Raw genomic sequence first — 24,551 nt, 5'->3', positions numbered from 1 at the left:
ATGGGCATCGTGATCACCGAGGCCACCCCGGAGAGGGTGGTCGGCACGATGCCGGTCGAGGGCAACATCCAACCCTACGGCCTGCTGCACGGCGGCGCCTCCTGCGTGCTGGCGGAGACCCTGGGTTCGACGGGCGCGGCCATCCACGCGGGTCCCGGGCGGGTCGCCATGGGCATCGAGATCAACGCCACCCACCACCGCTCGGCCACGTCCGGGCTGGTCACGGGGGTGGCCACCCGGATCCACGGTGGCCGTACGCTCGCCACCTACGACATCGAGATCGTCGACGAGCAGGGCCGCAGGGTGTGCACCTCGCGCCTCACGTGCATGCTCCGCGACGTCTGAGCACGCCCGATCACGTCCGATCACATCCGCCGATCGGCTGATCACATCTCGTCCTCGATCATATTCGGACCGCCTTTTTGCCTTCCTCGCGCAACGGGTCCGCTACGGTGGGTGACGGCGATGCCCGTGGGGAGGCCGAGTAGAAAACGTACGGGGTCGGGGAAGCTCCGTATGGCGCCAAAGGCCTCCCCCGGGCTCGCCTGGTTTCCCCGCGCCCGCGAGACCCGCGGGCGGGCCCGGATCATCGGCCCTTCCCCACCGCCCCGCCCACTCGCCCTTACAGCGCCCCGTTTCCGGCGGACCCGCGGCACACCGTCCACGCGGACTCCCGCGCGCCGTCCTCCCGCGCATGGACCCGGTGACACGCCGGGCGTACCCGTACACCCCGGCACACGTATGGCCCAAGATCCGTACACCCCGGCACGCGTACGGCCCGCGCCGGGCGGGCGCGGGCCGTGCGAGGTGGAAATCAGCTGCCGGCGCGTGTCAGATGTCGGTGTGCGTCGGGTCGAGCACGCGGCGCAGGAAGGTCTTCGTGCGCTCGTGCTGCGGAGCGCCGATCACCTGCTCCGGGGTGCCGTCCTCCACGATCACACCGCCGTCCATGAACACCACCCGGTCGGCCACGTCGCGGGCGAACGCCATCTCGTGGGTGACCACGAGCATGGTCATCCCCTCCTCGGCGAGCTTGCGCATGACCGTGAGCACGTCTCCGACGAGCTCGGGGTCGAGCGCGGAGGTCGGCTCGTCGAAGAGCATCAGCGCCGGGCTCATCGCCAGTGCCCTGGCGATGGCCACGCGCTGCTGCTGCCCGCCGGAGAGCTGGGCGGGGAAGGCGTCGCACTTCTCTCCGATGCCGACCTTCTCCAGGTTCTCCCTGGCGATCCGCTCGGCCTCCGCCTTGCCCCGCTTCAGCACCCGGCGCTGCGAGACCATCACGTTCTGCAGGACGGTCATGTGCGGGAACAGGTTGAACTGCTGGAAGACCATCCCGATCCCGCGGCGGGCGGCGTCGATGTCGACGTCGCGGTGGGTCAGCTCCACGCCGTGGACGACGACCTTGCCCGACGTGGGCTGCTCCAGCAGGTTCACACAGCGCAGCAGCGTGGACTTGCCCGACCCCGAGGGGCCGATGACGCAGACCACCTGGCCGGGGTCGACGGCGAAGTCGATGCCCCGGAGGACTTCGTTCTTCCCGAAGTACTTGTGCAGGGCACGGATCTCGACCGCGTGGTTCACCGGGGCCGCCGGGGTTTCCGGATTCGCTGGGCTCACTGTCACCGTCCCCTCGCCTGGCGCTTCTCCAGCCGGGACGCGAGATAGCCCAGCGGAATGGTGACCAGTAGATACGTCACGCCTACGACCAGGATGGGCGTGGCGTTGGCATAGGTCGAGGCCATGTCGTTGCCGAACTTCGTGAGTTCGACGTAGTCGCCGGAGACGCCGAGGAACAGCACCAGCGAGGAGTCCTTGAGAAGGGACACGAACTGGTTCGTCGTCGGCGGGATGACGATGCGCACGGCCTGCGGGATGACGATGGTGACCATGGCCCGTGTGTACGACATGCCCAGCGAGCGGGCCGCCTCCATCTGCCCCTTGGGCACCGCCTGGAGTCCGGCGCGCAGCGTCTCGGCCATGTAGGCCGAGCCGACGATCGTCAGGCCCAGGATGCCCTGGCCGTACGTGCCGCCGGGCACCTCGAAGCCGGTGATGGCCAGCGGCAGGAACAGGATGAGCAGGAAGATCAGCAGGGCGGGCAGGCCACGGAAGATCTCGATGTAGGCGACCGCGATCCACCGGTAGGGCCGCACCGACGACAGCCGCATCAGCGCGAACAGCAGGCCGAGCAGGAAGGCGAAGACGAAACCGCCGACCGAGTAGATGATCGTGTTCTTCAACGCGATCGTGAACAGGTCGGGAAGCGTCTTCTCGGCGACGTCGAGCCTGGTGAAGTTCTCGCCAAGCTTGCCCCACTCGATGCGCAGGGCGAGGAAGACCACCACGGCCGCCAGTACGAGGTACTGGACGCCTCTGCTGATCTGCTGCCTCTTGCGGGGACTGAGCCCACTCCCGGCGGGGGCGCCCCCGCCGGGAGTGGGCTCGGTCGTCGTTGGCTGGTCGGTCATCGATTAACCGAGCTCGCCGGGCTTCTTACCGAACCACTTGACGAAGATCTGCTCGTAGGTGCCGTCGGCCTTGGCCTCGGTGATCGAGTCGTTGATCGCCTTGAGCAGGATCGGGTCGGAGCCCTTCTTCAGGCCGATGCCGTACTGCTCGCCGGTGTCGAGGCTGGCGGCCAGCTCGAACTTGTCGGCGATCTCGGGCTTCTTCAGCCAGGTCAGGACGACCGGGAGGTCCTGGACGATCACGTCGACCTGGCCGGACTGCAGGCCCAGCAGCTCCTTGGGAGAGTCGGCGAACTCCTTCGGGTCGAGACCCTTCCCCTTGACGTAGTCGAGGCCCGTGGTCGAGGCCTGGGCGCCGAGCTTGAGGCCCTTCGCCTTCACCTCGTCGAGGGTCTTGACGCCGCTCCCCTTCTTGGCCAGCAGAGCCTGCGTGGCGTCGAAGTAGGGCTCGGAGAAGTCGATGTTGGCCTTGCGCTCCTCGGTGATCGTCATACCGGCGGCGGCGACGTCACACTTGTTGGTGGCCATCGCCGCGCCGCTCTTGATGACGGCGAAGTCGATGTCGACGATCTCCTGCGTCAGGCCGAGCTTCTTGGCGGCCAGGTCGACGATGTCGACGTCGAAGCCGACGACCTTGTCGCCCTCCTTGAACTGGAAGGGCTCGTACGGAAGGTTGGTGCAGGTGGTCAGCTTGCCGGGAGTGACGAGCTTGGGGCCGGCCGCAGCCGCGGGAGCGCTTGCCGAGGCACCATCGCTCGGGCTGGCGGAGGTGGACCCGCCACCACCGCAGGCCGAAAGGCCGAGCGCACCGGCGACGACCATGGCGCCCACCGCCATCGCACGACGGGAAACAAAACTCAGGCCCACGAAGGCCTCCTTACGGTCAATGTCGCTTCTTGTATGGATACCTCAGTGCAGGTCATGCTTCATCACCTGCATAATCATGCAGATCACCACTACGACACAATTCGGACAACAACCGCGTCCGGAGTTTTCTGTTCAATACCCTGCCCACGCGCGGATCCGGGCGCCGACAGTTGCCGAATCGCCAACCGACAGCCGGGGAGCCGTTGAACTCCAGGATCTACCTCGGTTACGTTGCCGAGTGTGCGTGATCCCCTGGTCCTGCTCACCGGTGCCGCCCTCGCCGCCACCGTCCTGTCCGGCTGCTCCGGAGCGGGCCCGGCCGGTCCCGCCTCTCCCCAGGCCACGCCCACCCCGACCTACGAGCTCCCGCCGCGCCCGGTACGGCCGAGCGAGAGCCCCGTCAGGGCCGCGCCGGTCACCGACGGCGACACCCGGTTCCAGGTGATCGGCCTGCAGAAGGGACTGAGCGGCTTCTTCGGCAGCCACGCCGAGTGGCAGGCCAAGGGCCAGTACGTGGTCGTACGGATCCTCGTGGAGAACCCCGGCCGCACCAACGCCCGCTTCGACGCCAAGCGGCAGAGGCTCGTCGCCGCCGACGGCACCACCTACGGGATCGACAAGTTCGCGCAGGCCATCAAGCGGCAGCCCGACGAGCTCCCGCTCGGCGCCCAGGTCAGGGTCGAGATGGACCTCTGGTACGACATCCCCAAGGAGGCGAAGGTCTCCGCGATCCGGCTGTTCGGCGATCCGCCCCTCGGCGTGACCGGCAGCACCGACGGCGTGCAGGTGCCGCTGCCCTGAGCGGGGGACCTGCGGGACCGGCTCCCGTACCGGCGGGTGCGGACCCGCCGCGCGAGTGCGCGACGGGCCCGTCACCTGCCACGAGGCCGTGAAGGTCCTGGAAGCACGAGCCGGGGCGGTTCTTCCGTGACCTCTCGCCGTCCTTTGCGGGACCGCGACCCGCGGGTGCGCGACGTCAGGGCAGCTCTTCCGTGACCTCTCGCCTCTCCTGCGGAGCGGGAGCCGGGGGCGCCGGAGCGGGAGCGACCTGCGCCACCTCCGCCTCCAGGTCGAGCTCCGCGCCGCCGCCCAGGTAGGCGGCCTGCACGGCGGGGTCGTTGAGCAGCTCGTCCGCGGGCGCGCTCTTGACCACCTTCCCGGTCTCCAGGACGTAGGCGCGGTGAGCCAGCTTCAGCGCCTGCTGGGCGTTCTGCTCCACCAGCAGCACCGTGGTGCCGCGGCGGTTGATCTCCTCGATGATCTCGAAGATCTGCTGCACCAGCAGCGGCGCCAGGCCCATCGACGGCTCGTCCAGCAGCAGCACCTTGGGCTTGGCCATCAGCGCGCGGCCGATGGCGAGCATCTGCTGCTCGCCGCCGGACATCGTGCCGCCCATCTGGGTCCTGCGCTCCGCCAGGCGGGGGAACAGCTCATAGACCTCGGCCAGGTCGGCGCTGAAGTCACCCGAGCGCGTGTACGCGCCCATGAGCAGGTTGTCGTGCACCGTCATGCCGGGGAACACCCCCCGGCCCTCGGGCGCCTGCCCCAGACCCGCGAGGACCCGCTGGTGGCCGGGCATCTTGCTGATGTCCTTGCCATCGAAGGTGATGCTCCCCGACGACAGGCCGCGCAGGCCCGAGATCGTCTTCAGGGTCGTGGTCTTGCCCGCCCCGTTCGCCCCGATGAGCGTGACGATCTCGCCCTCGTTCACCTCGACCGAGATGCCCTTGAGCGCCTCGATCTTGCCGTAGTGGACATGAATGTCCTTGACCTCAAGAAGCATCGGCGGGAGCTCCCAAATACGCCTCGATGACCCGGGGGTCGGTCCGCACCTCGTCCGGCAGGCCATCGGCGATCTTCTGGCCGAAGTCCAGCACCGCGATGCGGTCACTGATGCCCATGATGAGGCTCATGTCGTGCTCGATGATCAAAATCGTCCGGCCCGCGTCGCGGATGTCCCGGATCAACTGCTGCAGCGCCACCTTCTCCGCCGGGTTCATACCGGCGGCGGGCTCGTCCAGCAGCAGCAGCTTCGGGTTGGTCGCCAGCGCGCGGGCGATCTCCAGACGGCGCTGGTCACCGTACGGCAGGTTCTTGGCGTGCTCGTTGGCGCGGTGTGAGATGCCGACGAAGTCGAGCAACTCCATCGCCAGCCTGCGCCCGTCCTTCTCGGCCCGGCGGTGCCAGGGAAGCCCCAGCGCCACGCTGACCATGCCCGACCTGTGGTGCGCGTCCGCGCCCACCATGACGTTCTCGATGGCCGTCATGTTGTGGAACAGCCGGATGTTCTGGAACGTGCGGGCGATGCCCCGCTTGGTGATCTTGAAGCGCTTGACGCCGCTGATCCTGTCGTCCAGGAAGCGGACCTCGCCCTCGGTCGGCTGGTAGACGCCGGTCACCACGTTGAAGACCGTGGTCTTTCCCGCGCCGTTCGGGCCGATGAGAGCGAAGATCTCTCCCTCGTTGATGGTCAGGTTGACCTCACGCAGTGCCGTGACACCGCCGAACCGCATGACGAGGTTCTTCAGCTCCAGCATGACGCGGCCGGTGCGCTCCGCCTCGACCGCCTTGGGGTTCGTAGCGGCCGGGTTCACCTCGGCCGCGTTCGCTTCGGTGCTCACTTGGAAGCCACCTCCTCACCGTGCGACTCGGGCCCGGGAACCTCGGCCCCGAGCGTACCCATCCCGCCTGACCCCTCTTTCAGCTCCGCCCTGCGTTGACGCGATGGCAGCAGACCCTCCGGACGGAAGATCATCAGTGCCACGAGCACCGCGCCGAAGATCAGCATGCGGTACTCCTGCAGGCCGCGGAACCGCTCGGGCAGCCACGCCACCACGAAGGCGCCCAGCATGACACCCGGCAGGTTGCCCGCGCCGCCCATGACCACCGCGGCCAGGATCGTCGCCGACAGCAGGAACTGGAAGTCGTTCGGGTTGATCGAGATGGCCTTCGCCGCCCACAGCACGCCCATCGCGCCACCGATGGAGGCGCCGATGGCGAAGGCGAGCATCTTGAAGCGGAACGTCGGCACGCCCATGACCTCGGCCGCGTCCTCGTCCTCGCGGATCGCCGCCCAGGCACGCCCGACCCGGCTCTTCTCCCAGCGCTTCACCAGGATGATCACGATGACGGCCAGCGCGACCAGCAGGTAGTAGTAGGGCCGCGGATCCAGCACGCCGTACTTGAGGGGATCGACCCCGAACACGTTGGGGATGCTGATCCCGAACAGGTGCAGGTCCTCGTAGCTCGGCGGGTGCGGGATGCCGCGGATGCCGTTCGGGCCGCCGATCTCGTCGGTGTTGCGGGCGGTGATGCGAATGATCTCGCCGAAGCCCAGCGTGACGATCGCCAGATAGTCACCGCGCAACCGCAGTGTCGGAGCGCCCAGCGTGATGCCCGACAGGGCGCAGATCGCGATGCCGACCAGCAGGATGAGCCAGAAGTTCCAGCCCAGCCGGGTGCCGATCAGCGCCATCGCGTAACCGCCGACCGCGTAGAACGCGACGAAGCCCAGGTCGAGCAGGCCGGCCTGGCCGACCACCACGTTCAGGCCGATCGCCAGGACCACGTACGTCCCGATCGGGAAGAACAGGATGCTCGCCCAGTCGGTGTAGGGCGACATGAAGGGGGCGAGGCTCTCCGACGGCAACAGCAGCGCCCCGACGATCAGGGCCACATACAGGATCCAGCGCTGCCAGCCGGGAGTGATCTGCCAGCGATCGTGCATGTCGTCACCGAAGCGGCCGAGACCGGTGCGGATGCCTGCCAGGGGATTCTTCTGGTTCATGCGCGCGCCTGCTGGAGTGATTCACCGAGGATGCCGGTGGGGCGGAACATCAGGACCAAGACGAGGATGGTGAAGGAGATCACGTGCTTCCAGTCGGAGCCGAAGAAGATGGCCCCGTAGTTCTCCACCAGCCCGAGCGTGATTCCGCCGACCAGGGCGCCGCGCAGGTTACCGATGCCACCGAGGACCGCCGCGGTGAACGCCTTGATACCGAAGAGGAATCCGATGTAGTAGTTCGTGTTCTCGTACGAGATCAGGTAGAGCGCGCCCGCCACACCGGCCATGCCGCCGCCGATGAGGAAGGTCATCCGGACGATCCGGTTGATGTCGACGCCCATCAGGACGGCCGCCTCGGGATTCTGCGCGGTGGCGCGAATACCCCGGCCGATCTTCGTCCGGTTCACCAGGGCGTCCAGCGCGATCATCATGCCGACCGCGGCGACGATGACGAAGATCTGGTCGACCCGGACCACATGGCCGAAGATCGAGAAGAGCTCGGTCCGCTCCATGATGCGGGGCAGACCCATCTGGATCCTGCCCTGCTCGGGACGGTTGAAGACGTTCGGGATCACCAGGAGCGCGAACAGCTCCTGCAGGAAGATCGAAGCGCCGATCGCCGAGATCAGCGCCGCCAGCCGGGACGCGCCGCGCTTGCGCAGCGGCCGGTAGGCGATTCGCTCCAGCGCCACCGCGGTGCCCGCCGAGGCGAGCATGCCGGCCAGGATCATCGCCAGGATGAGGCCGACCAGCGCGATGCCCGTGAGGGGCGAGTTGATGCCGAACACGAACGGTACGAACATCGCACCGAAGGTGCCGATCATGAAAACTTCGGAATGCGCGAAGTTGATCAGCCGTAGCACGCCGTACACCATGGTGTAACCGAGCGCGATCAGGGCGTAGATCGAGCCAAAGGCCAGGCCGTCGATCGTCGCCGGCCAGAACTGATTGATGAAGTCATTGAGCACTAGGGTTTACCACTTCTAGCGGGGGTCGCCTGCACGTCCGGGTAGCACACCGCCTCCAGCAGAACCTCGTGGACTCTCTGGAAGTACGAGAGGAGCGGGAACGCATCCGCGGCGTTCCCGCTCCCCGCGCGTCGAACTACCTACTGTCCTTCAGCGCCGGACTAGCCCAGCTTGGCCTCGTTGGCCTTGCCCAGCAGGCCGATGGCGCCGTCCTTGACCTGGTAGATGTAGATGTCCTTCGCCGCGACCTCACCGTTGGCCTCGAACTTGACCTGCTTCGAGACGCCCGCGAGGTCCACCGTGGCGATGAACTCGTTGATCTTGTCAGGGGTGACGTTGCCCGCCTTGATGGCGTCGACGAAGACCGTCGCGGCGTCGAAACCCTCGGCCGCGTAGATGGCCGGGTCGGCGCTGTAGGCGGCCTTGTAGGCGTCGGCGAAGGCCTTCACCTTGGCGTCGGTGACGTCCGGGGTGGCGATGTAGCAGGGGCAGCCGACCAGCGCGCCCTCGGCGTTGTCGGCACCGGCGCCGTCGATCAGGCCCTTGTCCAGCGAACCGTCGCCGGACAGGAACTTCGCGGTCACGCCCTTGTCGCGGAGCTGCTTGAGCAGGTTGCCGCCCGCGGCGTAGTAACCGCCGAAGAAGATCGCTTCGGGCTTGGCCGCCGCGACCTTGTTCACCACGGAGGAGAAGTCACTCTCGGCCGGGTCGAGCGAGTCGGTCTCGGGCTTCACGCCCTTGGCCTCGAGCGCGCCCTTGACGGCGTCGGCCAGCGGCTTGCCGTACTCGGACTTGTCGTCGATGACGAAGACCTTCTTCGCGCCGACACCGGTCGCGATGAAGTCGCCGATGCCGGGGCCCTGGATGCTGTCGCTCGGCAGCACGCGGTGCCAGTACTTCCAGCCGTTCGTCGCCAGCGCGGCGTTGGTGGCGGACGCCGAGATGCTCGGCAGCTTCGCCTCCTCCAGCACCGGCGCCACCTGGGCGGACTCACCGGAGAACGCGGGGCCGATCAAACCGACGATCTTGTCGGTCTTGATAGCCTGCTGGGCCAGGGCGACCGCCTTCGACGGGTCCGCCTGGCTGTCGTACTCAACCAGCTCGATCTTCACGGCCGGGTTGGTCTTGTTGTACTCGTCGACGACGAGCTTCGCACCGTTCCGGGGGGGAATGACGATGCCGGCGTTGGCGCCGGTCAGGTCGCCCATGAAGCCAAGCTTGACGGTACTGGGGGCGGCAGCACTGGAGCCACCCTCAGCCGCCGGCGTGGCCTCCGTACCACCGCTGCTGCAGGCAGCGAGACCGAGGGTGAGCGCCACACCGGCGGCAAGCACTCCACCGAGGCGTGCAGTCTTAGGCCGCAAGGTTGCCTTCCTTTCGCCCGGTCCCTCGTCAGGACCGAGTTCACAGATGCCCTTCCCTGGCGGGTGGCCAGGGGTTGTGTCGGTTAGTACAACTAGCGGATGTCACGGGTCGATACAGGACGGCCCACCGTTACCGCTTCGTTATAACACCGATCCTTTTCGGCTATCAGATACAAAAGCCGTGGTCACTGGCAACCTTACGGTCTCCACGGGAGTCGCTCGGGCCGTCCGGAGACCCGCTCCGCGCCCCCTGGAACGCACCCTGCGGGCACCCGGCGGGCACGGCCCTCAAAAATGGTCAAAACCACCCGTTCAGGACTCTGGGGCCTCTGCCTCGGGCTCCGTCCCGTCCGCCACCACGATCTGCGCCACCTGCCGCATGCTCAACCTGCGATCCATCGACGCCTTCTGGATCCATCGGAACGCCTGCGGCTCACTCCAGCCGTGCCGCTCCATCAGCAGACCCTTGGCCCGCTCCACGAGCTTGCGCGTCTCCAGCCGCTCCGAGAGCGTCCCGACCTCCCGCTCCAGCGCGGCGATCTCCTGATGCCTGCTGACCGCCATCTCGATCGCCGGAACCAGGTCCGACTTCGTGAACGGCTTCACCAGGTACGCCATCGCACCGGCGTCCCTCGCCCGCTCGACCAGATCGCGCTGCGAGAAGGCCGTGAGGATGAGACACGGCGCTATCCGCTGCGACACGATCTGCTCGGCCGCCGAGATCCCGTCCAGGATGGGCATCTTCACGTCCAGGATCACCAGATCCGGCCGCTGTTCCATCGCCAGCTTGACCGCCGACTCCCCGTCCCCGGCCTCCGCGACGACCGCATACCCCTCCTCCTCCAGCATCTCCTTGAGATCGAGGCGGATCAGCGCCTCGTCTTCCGCGATCACCACTCGCCGCTGCGTACTCACGAGCAAGAGAGTACCGACGTCCGCTAGATTGGGACCACGCCGGTGCCCGAGAGTGATCTACTTCTAGGTAAGCTCTTAGCTGGCGCGCAAGACTCGGACAAATGCAGAAAAATGCCCCGATAGACCAACGGCAGAGTCGATGGACTCAAAATCCATTCAGTGTGGGTTCGAATCCCACTCGGGGCACCTCTATCTGGGTTGACCCCCGAATCAGCTGATTCAGACCTCTCCGGCACGATACGGAGCGCTCGACAACCGTCGGTGGCGCTTGGCGTGGCCCCTCCCCCGCGAAACCGTCGACCGCGCTATTCACCTCTCGGCGCTCGGCCTCATCGACCGACGGGTGGTCGAACCGTTCGGAGAATCTCAGTGATTCTCTTTCCTGATTCATCGGCATCTGCCCCGGCGGACCGGGGACTTACGTCGCCTCCACAGGCGTTTAGCGTCTTCGGGGAACTGCCCGGCGACGTGAACCTAAGCGGCTTGCTGATCGAGCGTCATCGCGGCGAGCAGGTTGCCGGCCGCGTTGACGTCCCGGTCATGGACGAGACCACATCCACAAGACCACACTCGGTCGGCGAGGGTCAGGTGCCGGTTGATGGTGCCACACCCGCCACACAACTTCGTGGAGGGGAACCAGCGGTCGGCCGCCCACACGCTCGACCCGTACCAAGCCGTCTTGTAGGTGAGTTGGCGGAAGAACTCGCCGAACCCGAGGTCGGAGATCGCGCGGGCAAGGCGCCGATTAGCGATCATGCCCGTGACGTTCAGGGTTTCGATGGCGATGGCCCGCTTGGTTCTCGCGAGGCCAGTCGTCGTCTTGTGCAGGAAATCGGCGCGCTGGTTCGCCACGTTGAGGTGAACCTGGCCGAGACGCTTGACGGCCTTGACTCGGTTGGCGGAGCCTCGCTGCTTACGCGACACCGCCTTGTTCGCCCTACGCAGCCTACGCAGCGCGGCCTTGAGCGGCTTGGGTGCGTGGATCTCAGTGACGGTGCCGTCGTCATCCACCACGGTCGCGAACGTCTTCACTCCAACGTCGATCCCGCACGCGGGCGCGTCGGTGAGTGCGGTGCGGTGCTTGTTGATGTCGCTGCGGTCGATCTCCAGTTGAAAGGAAATCCACCACCGGCCCGCGACCTCCTTGACGGTCGAGCCGATCACTCGCGCCCGATCGTCAGCGAGACGCTCAGTAAGCCACGACATATCCTCACGTGCTCGGACCTTGCCCACGCCGGGCACCTTCACCAGCCGGGCGTCAGCAGGCGTGGCCCGGTTGGCATCGTAGCGGAACCGCGAACCGTGCTTGCGTTTGCGCCAGTCGGGGAACCCGATCTTCTTGCCCTTGCGGGCGCCGTTGCGGGAGTCGAAGAAGTTCTTGAACCCAGCAGCGCGGACTCGGCATGCTTCCTTCGGTACCCGCGACGACAGGCCATTGCCGGCGAACCAGGAGAAGCGCTCGGGGTGTTCGGTGCGCCATGCGCGTTCCAGTGCGGGCGCCGACCAGGGAACCGGTGTGAGGTCGATGTCCGCGACACCATAGGTCTTCTCCGCCTCCCGCTGATCGAGAGCAGCCTTGACCTTCTCCAGGCAAAAGTTCTCCACCACCCGCGACAAGCCGGCGTGCCGGCCGAGACGCTGACGCTGCTCGGGTGTCGGCGCAAGCTCCACACGGAAGCCTTGGCGATCGCTCATGCGGCTTCGCCGGCCGCGCTTATCGCGGCCTTGGCCCGACGCGAGGCGGAGCGGCGACCATACAGGCGAGCGCAGAACGAGGTGAGGATCTCGGTCATGTCCCGTACGAGATCGTCATCGAGTTCGGTGTCGTCGATGACGACGATGCGCCTGCCGGTGGCTTCCATCGCGGCGGATAGGTGTTCCAGCCCGTACCGGGTCAGGCGGTCGCGGTGCTCGACCACGATCGTGGTGACCGAGGGGTCACGCAGCAGCCGGGCGAGTTTCGGTCGTTTACCGTTCAAGGCCGATCCGACCTCGCTTACTACCTCTGCGACGCTCAGACCCTTGCCGGTGGCGGCAACCACGACCCGCCCGGCTTGCCGCTCCAGGTCGGCCTTCTGGTCGGCGCTGGAGACCCTGCAGTACGCGACCGTCCGCCCCTGCGGGGCGGCGTGCTGTTCGAGCACCAAGTATCGGCCAGTGGCGGTCTTGGTAACGGGGACCGGCATCTTGCCGTCCCGCGCCCATTGCCAGGCGGTTTGGTAGTGCACGCCGTTCCGCCGCGCCCACTCGGAAAGCTTCACACACTGATCATCCCAGAGAAGCACTGATAAAAGCTGATGGTTTCACTACCAGCTAACTCCCCCAAGGTGTCTCGACTGGAGCGATCCGAAAACGGCGCACCGGTGACATCTAATACAAAAGACGGCATCGCCGTCGTCTCCCCTGCCGTGTCTGCGGACTCGAGCGGATGGTGGTTCCGCGTGCGGAGTAGGTTGCTCGGAAATGGCGTGAAGTGGCGTAGCGGGAGGCGGCGGCGTGGGAGCTGTGGAGGACGGCCGGATGGAGCGGGGCGATCTCGGTGCCGGGCGGGTGTGCCTTCCCGAGCGGGTGAGGCTGAGCGGGCACGGGGTGGTGCTGCGGGAGTGGGGGGACGGCGACCTGGCGGCCATGGTGGAACTGTTCGACGACCCCGAGGTGGCGTACTGGACGCCGCTGGCCTCGCCGTTCGACCCGGAGGCGGCGCGCGCCTACCTGGAGCGGGCCCGGCGGCGGCGGGCGACCGGGGAGCGGGTGCAGCTGGCGATCACCGTGGACGGCGGCGAGCCGGCGGGCGAGGTGCTGCTGATGCTGAGTGGTCTTGGCCTGGACGTCGCGGAGATCGGTTACGGCCTGGGAGCGGCCTACCGGGGGCGGGGCCTGGCGTCGGGGGCGGTGCGAGTGATGACGGAGTTCGCCCGGAGGACGGTGGGGGTGTCCCGGCTGCTGCTGGAGATCGAGGCCGACAACGCGGCGAGCGTGGCGGTGGCCCGCGCGGCGGGTTACCAGCTGACGGACGCGCCGCCGGTCCCCTCGGAGGAGAAGGGACGGCGAATGGTGTTGCGGACGTGGGAGTACGCGGAGACCGACTCTCACGGGTGACGGCACGCGCCGGTGACAGCACGGGACAGGCCGGTGAACGGGACAGGCGGGTGGGAGCTCCGGTCTCTCGATGTGGACGCGGAGTTCGTCCCTCGGTCGCGGGCGGGAGGCGCGGCCGAAGTCGCCACGCGGGTGGCGGGTCGGTGGGTTACGTTGTTGATCTCGACTCGGTCAGACAGATATGTATGAATGTCATTAATCCCGAGGAAAGGTAAGCGGTCCCGGAGAGATCTGACGCGTTCCCCGGCCGCGGAGCGCGTCTCACCCCCCTGCCGAAAGTGAGACACGTGTGACGTCCTCGCCTGGCCAGTCCCTAAGCAGCACAGAGCTTTCCGACGCCAAGCGAGCGCTATTGGAGAAACGGCTGCGCCGTCGCGCGCCGGATCCGGTGTTCACGATCCCCCGGCGGCCACCCGGGCAGGGGGCGCCGCTCTCGTTCGGGCAGGAGCGGCTGTGGTTCATGGACCAGTTCGCTCCCGGCACCGCCGCGTACACGATCCCGATGACGTTGCGGCTGACGGGGCCGCTGGACGTCGCGGCGCTGGAGCGGGCGATCGGGGCGGTGGTGGCCAGACACGAGAGCCTGCGGACGCGTTTTCCCGCCGACGAGGACGGACGTCCGACGGCGGTGGTGGAGGAGCGGGTCGAGGTTCCGCTGGAGAGGGCGGAGGCGGACGACGAGCGGTCCGCGATACGGCTGGTGAGCGACGCGGCGGCGCTGCCGTTCGACCTGGCGCGGGGACCGCTGCTGCGGACGCTGCTGGTACGGGTGGGCGGCGTAAACAGCGAAGACGCCAAGAATGACCGAGATGCCCAGGATCCTGAGGAAGCCCGAAATGTCGGGGCCGCCCGGCATGCCGAAAACGCCGGGGACACAGCCGGGGACATCGGGAACACCGGGGACATCGGGGACACGGAGGGCGCCGGAGACGTGGCGGGGGGCTCGGCCGGGGACGCGGAGAGCACCGGGGATCACGTGCTGCTGGTGGCGCTGCACCACATCTGCGGTGACGGCTGGTCCACCGACATCCTGGCCGAGGAGCTGCGGGCCTGTTACGCGGGGACGGAGCTTCCCGAGCCGCCGCTGCAGTACGGGGACTACGCGCTGTGGCAGCGGGAGCGGCCGGTCTCCGAGGCCGGGCTGTCCTACTGGCGGTCGCGGCTGGCCGGGGTGGTGCCGCTGGAGCTCCCCGTGGACGGGCGGCGGCGGGGCGAGCAGACGTTCGCGGGGGCCTCGCACGGTTTCACGCTGGGGCGGGAACTGGTGGAGGGGCTGACGCGGCTGGCGCGGGAGTCCGACGCGACCCTGTACATGGTGCTGCTGGCGGCGTACCAGGTGCTGCTGGGCCGGTACGCGCGCCAGGACGACTTCGCGGTCGGTTCCCCGGTGGGCGGGCGTCCCCGGCGGGAGCTGGAGAGCGTGATCGGCATGTTCGTGAACGTGCTGGCGATGCGCGCGGACCTGTCGGGCGACCCGGGGTTCCTGGAGCTGCTGGAGAGGGTCAGGCGGACCACGACGGAGGCGTACGCGCACCAGGAGCTGCCGTTCGAGCAGCTGGTCGGGGAGCTGGGCATCGAGCGGGACGTGAGCAGGTCGCCGGTGTTCCAGGCGGTGTTCGCGCTGCAGAGTTACGGGCGCAGGGAGGGGACGCGCTGGCCCGGGTTGTCGGTGGAGCCGTTCGAGTTCGAGGCCAGGGCGACGCGTTTCGACCTGGAGCTGTTCCTGACCGAGCAGCCGGGCGGGATGGGCGGGTTGTTCGTCTACAACCGCGACCTGTTCGACGCGGCCACGGTCGAGGGGATGGCCGCGCAGCTGGAGGCGCTGCTGGGGGCGGTGCTGGCGGCCCCGGCCGCGCGGATCTCGGAGCTGGACGTCCTTCCCACCGAGGAGCGGGGGCGGGTGCTGGCGTGCGCGGCGGGTCCCGGGGAGCCGTACGCGGACGGGGCGACGCTGGGCGGGATGTTCGAGGCGCAGGTGGCCCGGACGCCTCGGGCGGTGGCGGTGGAGTTCGAGGGTGAGCGCCTGACGTACGCGGAACTGGAGGTGCGGGCCAACCGGCTGGCGCACCGGTTGCGCGGGCTGGGGGTGGGGCCCGGCTCGCTGGTGGCGGTGTGCGCGGAGCGATCGGTCGAGCTGGTGGTGGCGCTGCTGGGGGTGGTGAAGGCCGGAGGGGCGTACGTGCCGCTGGATCCGGAGTATCCGCCGGAGCGGCTGGCGTTCATGCTGGCCGACGCGGCGGTGCCGGTGCTGCTGGCGCAGCGGGCGGTGCTCGACGTGCTCCCGGAGAACCTGCGGGGCGCGGCTCCGGACACGGTCCTCGGCGGGCCGGACGCGGTTTCCGGTGGCGCGGTGAACACCCTCGCGGGTGCGGAGGCGAACGCGGGCACGAAAGCGGGTGCGGGCACGAAAGCGGGTGCGGGCACGAAAGCGGATGCGGAGGCGGCGAGGGAGGTGCCCCGGGGCGGCGGGGTGGTGACGGTCGTGCTGGACGATCCGCTGGACGGGCCGGGCACGCCCGTGGAGCCGTCGGCGACGTCGGCGGACGCGGCGTACATGATCTACACCTCGGGGTCGACGGGACGACCCAAGGGGGTGCCCAACACGCACGGGGGCATCCGCAACCGGCTGGGCTGGATGCAGAGGGTCTACGGGCTGACCGGCGACGACGCGGTGGTGCAGAAGACCCCGGCGGGTTTCGACGTGTCGGTGTGGGAGTTCTTCTGGCCGCTGGTGACGGGCGCGCGGCTGGTGCTGGCCCGTCCCGGCGGGCACAGGGACGCGGCGTACCTGCGGGACCTGATCGTGGACCGTGGGGTGACGACGGCGCATTTCGTCCCGTCGATGCTGGCGGCGTTCCTGGAGGAGGAGGGCGTCGAGGCGTGCGGGTCGCTGCGCCGGGTGGTGTGCAGCGGCGAGGAGCTGACGGCGCACGTGGCCGAGCGGTTCTTCGGGCGGCTGCCGGAGACGGGGCTGTTCAACCTGTACGGGCCGACGGAGGCGGCGATCGACGTGAGCCTGTGGCGGTGCCGCCCGGGTGACGCGACGGTGCCGATCGGGCACCCGGTGGAGAACACCTCGCTGTACGTGCTGGACCGGCACCTGCGACCGGTGCCCTTCGGGGTTCCCGGTGAGCTGCACATCGGCGGGGCGCAGGTGGCGATGGGCTATCACGCCCGGCCGGGCCTGACGGCGGAGCGGTTCGTGCCCGACCCGTTCGGGACGGCGGGGGCGCGCCTGTACCGGACGGGTGACCTGGTGCGGCTCCGCCGTGACGGTGCGATCGAGTTCCTGGGGCGGATCGACCACCAGGTGAAGATCCGTGGGCAGCGGATCGAGCTGGGCGAGATCGAGGCGGTGCTGCGCGGGCTCGCGGGGGTGCGCGAGGCGGTGGTGACGGTGCGGGAGGACGGCGCGCCGGGCGACAGGCGGCTGGTCGCGTACGTGGTGCCCGTGGCGGCGGCCGGCGCGGCCGGTGAGGGACCGCCCGGAGCGGAGCCGGACAGGACGCGAGGGAGCGGCACTGGACCGGACGGGACGCCGAGGAACGGTACGGGGCCGGACGGAACGGAGCTGGACGGGGCGGAGCTGCGGCGGGCGTTGAAGGTGACGCTGCCCGACCACATGGTGCCGTCGGCGTTCGTGGTGCTGGACGCGCTGCCGCTGAGCCCGAACGGCAAGCTGGACCGGAAGGCGCTGCCCGCGCCGGAGCGGCCGGTCGCCGAGGCGGCCGGGCCGGGCGCCGAGCCACGGACGCCGGTGGAGCGGGCGATCGCCGACATCTGGCGGGAGTTGCTGGGGGTGGCGTCGGTCGGCGCCGACGGTGACTTCTTCGAGCTGGGCGGGCACTCGCTGGTCGCGATCCAGGCGGTGGCGCGGATGCGCAAGGCGCTGCCGGTGGTCGGGGGGCGCGCGGTCGGGGTGATGGACCTGTTCAAGCATCCGACGGTGCGCGAGCTGGCGGCCCTGGTGGAGCGGCCCGCGGGACCCGCGGGGCCGCGGAGCCTGCTGTACGAGCTGACCAGGCCGGGGCCCGCGCTGATGACGTACGTGTGCATACCGTACGGCGGGGGCAGCCCGCTGATCTTCCAGCCGCTGGCCGACGCGCTGCCGGACGGGTGCTCGCTGCACGCGCTCGCCTTCCCCGGGCACGACCCCGGGTTGCCGGACGAGGAGACCAGGCCGATCGACGAGGTCGCGGACCTGTGCGTGACCGAGATCCTGGAGAACGTCGAGGGCCCCCTGGCCCTGTACGGCCACTGCGGCATCGGCGGCGCACTGGTGGTGGAGGTGGCGCGGCGGCTGGAGGAGCGGGGCCGCGCGCTGGAGGCGGTGTACATCGGGGCGATCTTCCCGTTCGCGAAGCCGAGGGGCCGGATCGCGGGGCCGCTGGCGCGGCTGACGCGCTACGACCGGTTGCGCGGCGACCGGGTGTACGAGAACCGGATGAAGTCGATGGGCACCGACATCTCGGGGCTGGACGACGAGCAGGTCCGGTTCATGGTGCGCAACCAGCGGCGTGACACCCTGATCGCGGAGGAGATCTTCACGCGGGTGCTGGCGGAGCGGGTGGAACGGCTGCGGGCGCCGGTGGTCTCGGTGGTGGGCGAGCAGGATCCGACGACCGACTACTACCAGGAGCGTTACCGGGAGTGGCACTTCCTGAGTGACACGACGGCACTGGTGATCCTGGACGAGGCGGGTCACTATTTCCTGAAATATCGGGCTGCTGAGCTGTCGGAGATCCTCACCAACACGCACATCGCCATGGGGTACGGCGCGGCGGGCACGCTCGACCGGTCTTCGCGGGGGCCCGGGGCCGGATGGTGGGTCGAGGAGGTCTCCGTCCGCTCCTCGGATCCGGAGGAACCCGCCATACCGGAGGGAGCCGCCGGAGCGGAGGGAGCCGCCGGAGCGGAGGGAGCCGCCGGAGCGGAGGAGTCAGGCGTATCGGCGGAACCCGCCGTACCGAAGAGTGACGCCGACCCCGCTTCCGAGGGGCCGTCCGGTTCCCCGAACGGCGGGGGAACCGGCTCCGGAAACGGGAGGACGGCCGGTCCCGCGAACGGGAAGGCCGTCGGGAACGGAACGGCCACCGGTCTCCGAAACGAGAGGACGGCCGCCCCCCAGAACGGGAAGACCACCGGGACGAGGAAGGCCACGGGCGCCGGGAAGGCCGGGACGGGGCTCAAGGCGCCGCCGCCCAGCCTGCGGCGGTTCCTCGTGGTGGCGGCGTTCCAGCTGGTGTCGATGGTCGGCACCGCGATCACGGACTTCGCGATCCCGGTGTGGATCTATCTGACCACCGGGTCGCTGGTGGACTTCGCCCTGTTCGTGGCGTTGTCGATCATGCCGGGGGTGCTGATCGCGCCGCTGGCGGGGGCGATCGTGGACCGGTCGAGCCGTCGCTCGATGATGATCCTCGGCAACTGCATGGCCGGTGGCACGCAGCTCGTCCTGGGCGCCCTGTTCTGGACGGACACGCTGCAGATCTGGCACATCTACCCGCTGACCGCGTGCCTGTCGATCGCGCTGATCTTCCAGCGGCTGGGCTTCACCACCGCGCTCCCCCAGCTCGTCCCGAAGGAGTACATGGGGCACGCGGCCGGGGTGGTGCAGATGGTGATCGGCACCGCGCAGTTCGCGGCGCCGCTGGTGGCCGTCGCACTGCTGTCCACCATCGGCCTGGGCGGCATCCTGGTGGTCGACGTGGCGAGCTTCGTGCTGGTGCTGGGCGCCCTGCTGCTGATCCGCTTCCCGGACACGATGGCGCACTCGCCCAGGGAGCCCCTGTCGAAGGAGATCGCGCAGGGGTTGCGGATGTCGATCGGCAACCGTCACCTGCGGGCGGCGATGATCTACTTCGCGACGCTCAACGTGATGCTCGCGGCGCTGCTGCTGTCGATAACCCCGCTGGTGCTGTCGTTCTCCACGCTGACCGTCGCCGGGCAGATCTCCTTCGTCGGCGGCCTGGGCGGGACGCTGGGCGGCATGGTGATCGCGCTGTGGGGCGGGCCGAGGCGGCGGCGGATGCGCGGGGTGATGCTGGCGACGCTGGGACTGTCGGTGTTCGCGGTGATCACCGGGTTGCAGCCCTCGGCGTGGGTGGTGGGGATCGGGGCGTTCGGCCTGTGGGGCTGCCTGTCGATCGTGAACGGCACCTTCCTGACGATCATCCACACGAAGGTGCCGCAGCGCTTCCACGGTCGCGTGCAGTCGCTCAACCAGATGGTGTCGTGGTCGACGCTGCCGATCGGCATGGCGGTGGTGGCGCCGCTGGGCGAGCGGCTGCTCAACCCGCTGCTGGTTCCCGGTGGCGCGCTGGCGTCGACGGTGGGCTCGGTGATCGGTGTCGGCCAGGGCCGCGGCGTGGCGTTCATGTACATCCTGCTGGGCCTGGGCATCGCGGTGCACGTGCTGATCTCGATGCGCACCCGGGTGCTGTCGCGGTTCGACGACGAGATGCCGGACGCCCCGGCGGACGACCTGGTCGGGGCCCAGATCCTGCGGGAGCGGGCGGGCAACCGGGTGAGCGTGGCCTGGACCGCCCCGGCGTTCGCCAAGGCGATCACGATGCCGCTGCCGCTGGAGCGCGCGCGGGCGGTGCTGCGCACCCCGTACCCGGACGCGGAGGTGCGGGAGGTGGTGCTGCGGACCGGCGGGGAGATCAGCGCGGTATACGAGGTCAGGTGCGCCGACCGCGAGCTCATCGTGAAGATCTACCCGGACGTGCTGGCGGCGCGGCTGCACAAGGAGGCGCGCGTCTACGAGCTGCTGCGCGGCAGCGGTGCCTCCTGTCCCGAGATGGTGCACTGGGACGTCTCGCGGCGCGACCTGCCGCACGCGTACGCGGTGATGACGAAGGTGCCCGGCCGGCCGCTGTCGGAGGTCTCCGGCGGGCTGGCGGCCGGGGAGGTCGCGGGCCTGTACCGGGAGATGGGCCGGACGCTGCGGGCGGTGCACGAGGTGCGGGTGGAGAGGTTCGGGCCGATCGACGGGCCGCTGGAGAGCTCCAACGAGGCGTACGTGGGCGGGCAGCTGGACCTGAGGCTGGCGCAGTTCACCGAGTTCGGCGGGGACCCGGGGCTGCACGCGGAGCTCTCCGCGTATGTCGGGCGCAACCGCCACCTGCTGGCGCGCTGCGACTCCCCCGTGCTGTGCCACAACGACTTCCACGAGCGCAACGTCATGGTCGCCGGGGAGGACGGGCCAGGGAGCCCGCTGCGGATGACCGGGGTGATCGACATGGAGAACGCGCTGGGCGGCGACCCGCTGATGGACCTGGCGCGGACCGACTACTTCGCGGTCAGGGGTGACGCGGAGCGGCAGCGGTACCTGCTCGAGGGGTACGGCGACCTGCCGGACGACTGGGCCGAGCGCCTGGCCTTCTACCGGCTCTGCCACGCCCTGGAGCAGTGGCACTGGCTGGCCACCCTGGGCGAGACGGCCGCCCTGCCCGTGATCGCGGAACAGCTTCGCGAGTGCCTGAAGGAGAGAGTGTAAATGGACGTCTTTCCAGCCTCGTTCGCCCAGGAGCGGATCTGGTTCCTGCACGAGCTCCTGCCCGACCTGGCCGTCTACAACATCGCCGTGTGCTCGGAGGCGACCGGTCTGCGGCCGGTCGACCCCGATCTCCTGGAGCGGGCGCTGGCGGTGCTCGCGGACAGGCACGAGTCGATGCGGACCGCGTTCGAGCTGCGCGACGAGCGGGTCGTGCAGACGATCGCGGGCCGGGTGCCGGTCTCGGTGGCGAGGACCGACCTGTCGGAGCTGCCCCCGGAGGCGGCGGCGAAGGAGTTCGAGCGGGTCGCGGCGGAGGAGGCGCGCAGGCCGTTCCGGCTGGAGCGCGCCCCGCTCTGGCGGGTGCGGCTGGTGACGCTGGGCGGCGGGGAGTGGCGGCTGCTGATGATCCTGCACCACACGATCTTCGACGCCTGGTCGTCCGGCGTCCTGTGGCGGGAACTGGGCGAGGTCTACCGGGCGCTGCGCGAGGGCCGCGAACCCGAACTGCCCGAGCTCGCGATCCAGTACGCCGACTACGCGGTCTGGCAGCGCGACCGGCTGGGCGGCGGCGAGCTGGACGGCGACCTGGCCTACTGGCGGGAGCGGCTGCGCGGGAGCGTCCCGCTGGAGCTGCCGTCCGACCGGCCGCGCCCGGCGGAGATGAGCTACCTGGGCTCGGTGCTGGACTTCGCCGTGCCGGAGGAGCTCACCGAGCGGGTGGGCGCGCTGGCGCGGCGGCGGGGCACCACACCGTTCACGGTGCTGCTGACGGCGTTCTCGGTGCTGCTGGCGCGCTGGAGCGGGCGGACCGACGTCGTGGTGGGCTCCCCCGTCGCCGGGCGGGAGCTGCCGGAGCTGGACCCGCTGATCGGCATGTTCGTCAACACGCTGCCGCTCCGTACCGACCTGGGCGGCGACCCGGCGTTCGGCGGGGCGCTGGACCGGGTCCGCACGACCGTGCTGGAGGCGTTCGACCACCAGAACGTGCCGTTCGCGAAGCTCGTGGAGGCGGTGAGCCCGCCCCGCGACCCCGGCAGGACACCGCTGTTCCAGGTGGGGTTCAACCAGATCGCGGTGGACGGGCGCGGCCGGTACGGCAACGGCACCTCGAAGGCCGATCTCACCATGGAGCTCCACAATCCGGATGGCACCTTGGAGGGCTGGGTCGAGTACAGCACGGACCTGTTCGACGAGGACACGATCCGCCGCCTGGTGTCGGCGTTCCTGACGCTGCTCGGCGCGGCCGTCGACGACCCGGAGCTGCCGATCTCCCGGCTGCCGCTGATGGACGGGCGGGAGCGGGCCCGGCTGCTGGCCTCCTGGCACGGTCCGGCGGCCTCGTACCCCGAGCGCTGCCTGCACGAGCTGATCGCCGAACGGGCGGAGCGGACGCCGGACGCCCCGGCGGTCATCTCGTCCGAGGGGACGCTCAGCTACGGGCGGCTGGAGGAGCGGGCGGGTGCGCTGGCCCGGCGGCTGCGCGAACGCGGGGTGGGGGCGGAGACGCCGGTCGCGGTGTGCCTGCCGAGGAGCACCGAGCTGATCGTGGCGCTGCTGGCGGTGCTGAAGACGGGCGGCTGCTACGTGCCGCTGGATCCGGACTACCCGGCGGAGCGGCTGGGGTTCATGCTGGCCGACTCGGGCAGCCCGCTGCTGCTGACCCGCTCGGCGCTGGTGGAGCGGCTGCCGTCCGACCATCCTCCGGCGATCCTGCTGGACGCGTTGCCGCCGGGCGAGGCGTCCGGGTTCGTCCCCGGCCCCGTCTCCCCGGACGCTCCGGCGTACGTCATCTACACCTCGGGGTCGACGGGGGTGCCCAAGGGGGTGGTGGTGCCGCATCGCGGGGTGGTGAACCTGGTCACCGGGCTGGGGTTCACCGAGCGGGAGCGGATGCTGCTGCTGACCTCGCTGTCGTTCGACATCGCGGCGCTGGAGATCTTCGGCCCGCTGACGGCGGGCGGCGCGGTGGTCCTGGCTCCCCCGTACGGCGACGGCGAGCTGGGCGAGCTGATGGCGGAGGCGGGGGTGACGACGGTGCAGGCGCCGCCGTCGGTGCTGGAGGAGATCCTGGAGCGACTGCCCGCCGGGCTGCCGCGCGTGTTCAGCGGCGGGGAGCCGCTCCCGGTCTCGCTGGCCGGGCGGATCCACCGGGTCGCCGGTGAGCTGTGGAACCTCTACGGGCCGACGGAGACGACGATCTGGTCGCTGGCGCACCGGGTGCCGAAGGGCGCGGAGTCGATGTCGATCGGCATGCCGGTCGCGGGCACCACCGCGTACGTGCTGGACGAGGCGATGGAGCCGGTGCCCTCCGGTGTCGCCGGGGAGCTGTTCCTGGGCGGCGACGGGGTCGCCCGTGGCTACCGGGGGCGGCCGGGGCTGACCGCCGAGCGGTTCGTCCCCGACCCGTTCGGCCGGGGCGGCCGTCTCTACCGGACGGGTGACCTCGTGCGGCGGCTGCCCGACGGCACCCTGGAGTTCCTCGGGCGCGCGGACGACCAGGTGAAGGTGCGGGGGGTGCGGATCGAGCTTGGCGAGGTGGAGGCCGCGCTGGCGGCGCACCCCGGGGTGCGCCGGGCGGTCGCCGCGGTCAGGGACGACGCCCCCGGCGGCCGGGCACTGGTCGCGTACGTGGACACGGGAACGGACACGAGCGCGGACACGAGCGCGGGCGCGGGCGCGGGCGCGGGCGCGGGCGCGGGCGCGGGCGCGGGCGCGGGCGCGGGCGCGGGCGCGGGCGCGGGCGCGGGCGCGGGCGCGGCGGCGGGTGCGGAGGTCAGCGGGAGTACGGGCTCGGGGACGGCCGCGGAGGTGACGGCCGGGGAGCTTCGGGCGTTCCTGGCGTCGCGGCTGCCGGCCACGATGGTGCCGAGCCTCTTCGTCCCGGTACGGGACTTCCCGAGGCTGCCCAACGGCAAGCTCGACCGCGCCTCGCTGCCCTCACCCGTCGCGGAGGAGGCCCCGGCGGCGCCCGCCGGACCGGTCACGGCGAGCGAGGAACTGGTGCACGAGATCTGGTGCGAGGTGCTGGGCAGGAACGGCATCGGGATCGACGACGACTTCTTCGACGTCGGCGGGCACTCGCTGCTCGGCACCAAGGTCGTCGCCAGGATCTGCTCGGCGGTGGGCATCGACCTGCCGCTCAACGCCCTGTTCACCACACGTTCGGTCCGCGGGCTGGCGCTGGTGGTGGAGGAATGTCTGGCCGCGGAGATCGACCGGCTCACGGACGAGGAGGCCGAGCGGATCGCCGGTGAATACGACCGAGATGACAGCGCGGTGAACTAGGACCGAAATCGGCATTTTGGGTGCTTGCTCTTGGTAGCCCCCGGCCACATTCGGTGTCCACAGAGTGAGACGCTTCACGACGTACGGAAGTGGCCGGTCACCTTCCGTTCACGGGATCGCCGTGAACTGCGGCGATCCCGGAGCGCCAGGAGGCCAGACGATCTTCCCGTGCAGCCGAAATCGGCATTCCGACATACGTTTAACTTTCAATCCTTGACTGCCGATGACACAAATAATAGGAATGATCTGGCTTATCGCTTGTGAATACTTGACAGGGCAAAAACCCTGTTTGGGGCT

General features: G+C 69.5%; 16 protein-coding genes and 1 tRNA gene. 6 read left to right on the top strand and 11 right to left on the bottom strand.

From position 1 onward, the window contains the following. Positions 1-345, top strand: a complete 345-nt coding sequence (locus tag OG587_RS22475; protein ID WP_329093961.1) for a PaaI family thioesterase — start codon at positions 1-3, stop codon at positions 343-345. Between the two features lie 486 nt (positions 346-831). Here the strand turns inward: OG587_RS22475 and OG587_RS22470 are convergent, their stop codons facing one another. Genes OG587_RS22470 through OG587_RS22460 form a run of 3 tightly spaced genes read right to left on the bottom strand, consistent with a single transcriptional unit; the run spans position 832 to position 3,338 of the window. Further along, entirely contained in the window at positions 832-1,620 is a 789-nt protein-coding gene (locus tag OG587_RS22470; RefSeq protein ID WP_443075600.1) for an amino acid ABC transporter ATP-binding protein, read from the bottom strand. Positions 1,621-1,622: 2 nt separating this feature from the next. Continuing rightward, a complete protein-coding gene (locus OG587_RS22465) occupies positions 1,623-2,471 on the bottom strand; it encodes an amino acid ABC transporter permease (protein ID WP_329093313.1) in 849 nt (282 codons plus the stop codon). Positions 2,472-2,474: 3 nt separating this feature from the next. After that, positions 2,475-3,338 (bottom strand): ABC transporter substrate-binding protein, encoded by an 864-nt coding sequence (locus tag OG587_RS22460; RefSeq protein WP_329093312.1) that lies wholly within the window; start codon positions 3,336-3,338, stop codon positions 2,475-2,477. 240 nt (positions 3,339-3,578) lie between these two features. On the opposite strand from OG587_RS22460, the gene OG587_RS22455 reads away from it, so the two are divergent. Further along, positions 3,579-4,139: a DUF4352 domain-containing protein gene (locus tag OG587_RS22455; protein WP_329093311.1), complete on the top strand. Its 561-nt coding sequence runs from the start codon at positions 3,579-3,581 to the stop codon at positions 4,137-4,139. A gap of 175 nt (positions 4,140-4,314) precedes the next feature. On the opposite strand, the gene OG587_RS22450 is transcribed toward OG587_RS22455, so the two are convergent. The 6 genes from OG587_RS22450 to OG587_RS22425 form a co-directional block, all read right to left on the bottom strand. After that, entirely contained in the window at positions 4,315-5,121 is an 807-nt protein-coding gene (locus OG587_RS22450; protein WP_329093309.1) for an ABC transporter ATP-binding protein, read from the bottom strand. Continuing rightward, complete coding sequence (locus tag OG587_RS22445; protein ID WP_443075599.1) at positions 5,111-5,959, bottom strand: ABC transporter ATP-binding protein; 849 nt, start codon at positions 5,957-5,959, stop codon at positions 5,111-5,113. The genes OG587_RS22450 and OG587_RS22445 overlap by 11 nt, the downstream gene beginning before the upstream one ends. Further along, positions 5,956-7,125, bottom strand: coding sequence for a branched-chain amino acid ABC transporter permease (locus OG587_RS22440; protein ID WP_443075598.1), 1,170 nt, complete (start codon positions 7,123-7,125; stop codon positions 5,956-5,958). Before OG587_RS22440 ends, OG587_RS22445 begins: the two co-directional genes overlap by 4 nt. Next, positions 7,122-8,090: a branched-chain amino acid ABC transporter permease gene (locus OG587_RS22435; RefSeq protein WP_329093307.1), complete on the bottom strand. Its 969-nt coding sequence runs from the start codon at positions 8,088-8,090 to the stop codon at positions 7,122-7,124. Before OG587_RS22435 ends, OG587_RS22440 begins: the two co-directional genes overlap by 4 nt. Positions 8,091-8,251: 161 nt before the next feature. Beyond that, on the bottom strand, positions 8,252-9,409 hold the full coding sequence (locus OG587_RS22430) for a branched-chain amino acid ABC transporter substrate-binding protein (RefSeq protein WP_329093953.1): 1,158 nt from the start codon (positions 9,407-9,409) through the stop codon (positions 8,252-8,254). Between the two features lie 357 nt (positions 9,410-9,766). Next, the gene (locus tag OG587_RS22425) at positions 9,767-10,369 is read right to left on the bottom strand and encodes an ANTAR domain-containing response regulator (protein ID WP_329093305.1); all 603 of its coding nucleotides are present in this window, start codon (positions 10,367-10,369) and stop codon (positions 9,767-9,769) included. Positions 10,370-10,482: 113 nt separating this feature from the next. Between OG587_RS22425 and OG587_RS22420 the strand changes: the two genes are divergently transcribed. Continuing rightward, a tRNA-Leu gene (locus OG587_RS22420) sits at positions 10,483-10,555 on the top strand. 288 nt (positions 10,556-10,843) lie between these two features. On the opposite strand, the gene OG587_RS22415 is transcribed toward OG587_RS22420, so the two are convergent. Together OG587_RS22415 and OG587_RS22410 are read right to left on the bottom strand one after the other, a co-directional pair. Continuing rightward, the gene (locus tag OG587_RS22415) at positions 10,844-12,064 is read right to left on the bottom strand and encodes an RNA-guided endonuclease InsQ/TnpB family protein (protein WP_329093303.1); all 1,221 of its coding nucleotides are present in this window, start codon (positions 12,062-12,064) and stop codon (positions 10,844-10,846) included. Further along, the gene (locus tag OG587_RS22410) at positions 12,061-12,630 is read right to left on the bottom strand and encodes an IS607 family transposase (RefSeq protein ID WP_329093301.1); all 570 of its coding nucleotides are present in this window, start codon (positions 12,628-12,630) and stop codon (positions 12,061-12,063) included. Before OG587_RS22410 ends, OG587_RS22415 begins: the two co-directional genes overlap by 4 nt. A gap of 235 nt (positions 12,631-12,865) precedes the next feature. Here OG587_RS22410 and OG587_RS22405 point away from each other — a divergent pair, with 235 nt between their 5' ends. The 3 genes from OG587_RS22405 to OG587_RS22395 all read left to right on the top strand — a co-directional run bounded on the left by OG587_RS22405 (position 12,866) and on the right by OG587_RS22395 (position 24,254). Continuing rightward, positions 12,866-13,468 carry a GNAT family N-acetyltransferase gene (locus OG587_RS22405; RefSeq protein ID WP_329093299.1) on the top strand — a complete coding sequence of 201 codons (603 nt, stop codon included), beginning with the start codon at positions 12,866-12,868 and terminating at the stop codon, positions 13,466-13,468. 352 nt (positions 13,469-13,820) lie between these two features. Then, complete coding sequence (locus OG587_RS22400) at positions 13,821-20,969, top strand: non-ribosomal peptide synthetase (protein ID WP_329093297.1); 7,149 nt, start codon at positions 13,821-13,823, stop codon at positions 20,967-20,969. Further along, positions 20,970-24,254, top strand: coding sequence for a non-ribosomal peptide synthetase (locus OG587_RS22395; protein ID WP_329093296.1), 3,285 nt, complete (start codon positions 20,970-20,972; stop codon positions 24,252-24,254). It begins immediately after the preceding gene. The last annotated feature ends 297 nt before the right edge of the window (positions 24,255-24,551 follow it).

Source organism: Streptosporangium sp. NBC_01469, from assembly GCF_036227305.1.
GTDB lineage: Bacteria > Actinomycetota > Actinomycetes > Streptosporangiales > Streptosporangiaceae > Streptosporangium.
The sequence above is the reverse complement of the archived record's forward strand: the minus strand, read 5'-3'. Positions and strand labels throughout refer to the sequence as shown.

Coding starts and splice junctions, on each gene's coding strand:
- OG587_RS22475 (WP_329093961.1), top strand. CDS start 1: ATGGGCATCGTGATCACCGAGGCCACCCCGGAGAGGGTGGTCGGCACG.
- OG587_RS22465 (WP_329093313.1), bottom strand. CDS start 2,471: ATGACCGACCAGCCAACGACGACCGAGCCCACTCCCGGCGGGGGCGCC.
- OG587_RS22450 (WP_329093309.1), bottom strand. CDS start 5,121: ATGCTTCTTGAGGTCAAGGACATTCATGTCCACTACGGCAAGATCGAG.
- OG587_RS22440 (WP_443075598.1), bottom strand. CDS start 7,125: ATGAACCAGAAGAATCCCCTGGCAGGCATCCGCACCGGTCTCGGCCGC.
- OG587_RS22415 (WP_329093303.1), bottom strand. CDS start 12,064: ATGAGCGATCGCCAAGGCTTCCGTGTGGAGCTTGCGCCGACACCCGAG.
- OG587_RS22395 (WP_329093296.1), top strand. CDS start 20,970: ATGGACGTCTTTCCAGCCTCGTTCGCCCAGGAGCGGATCTGGTTCCTG.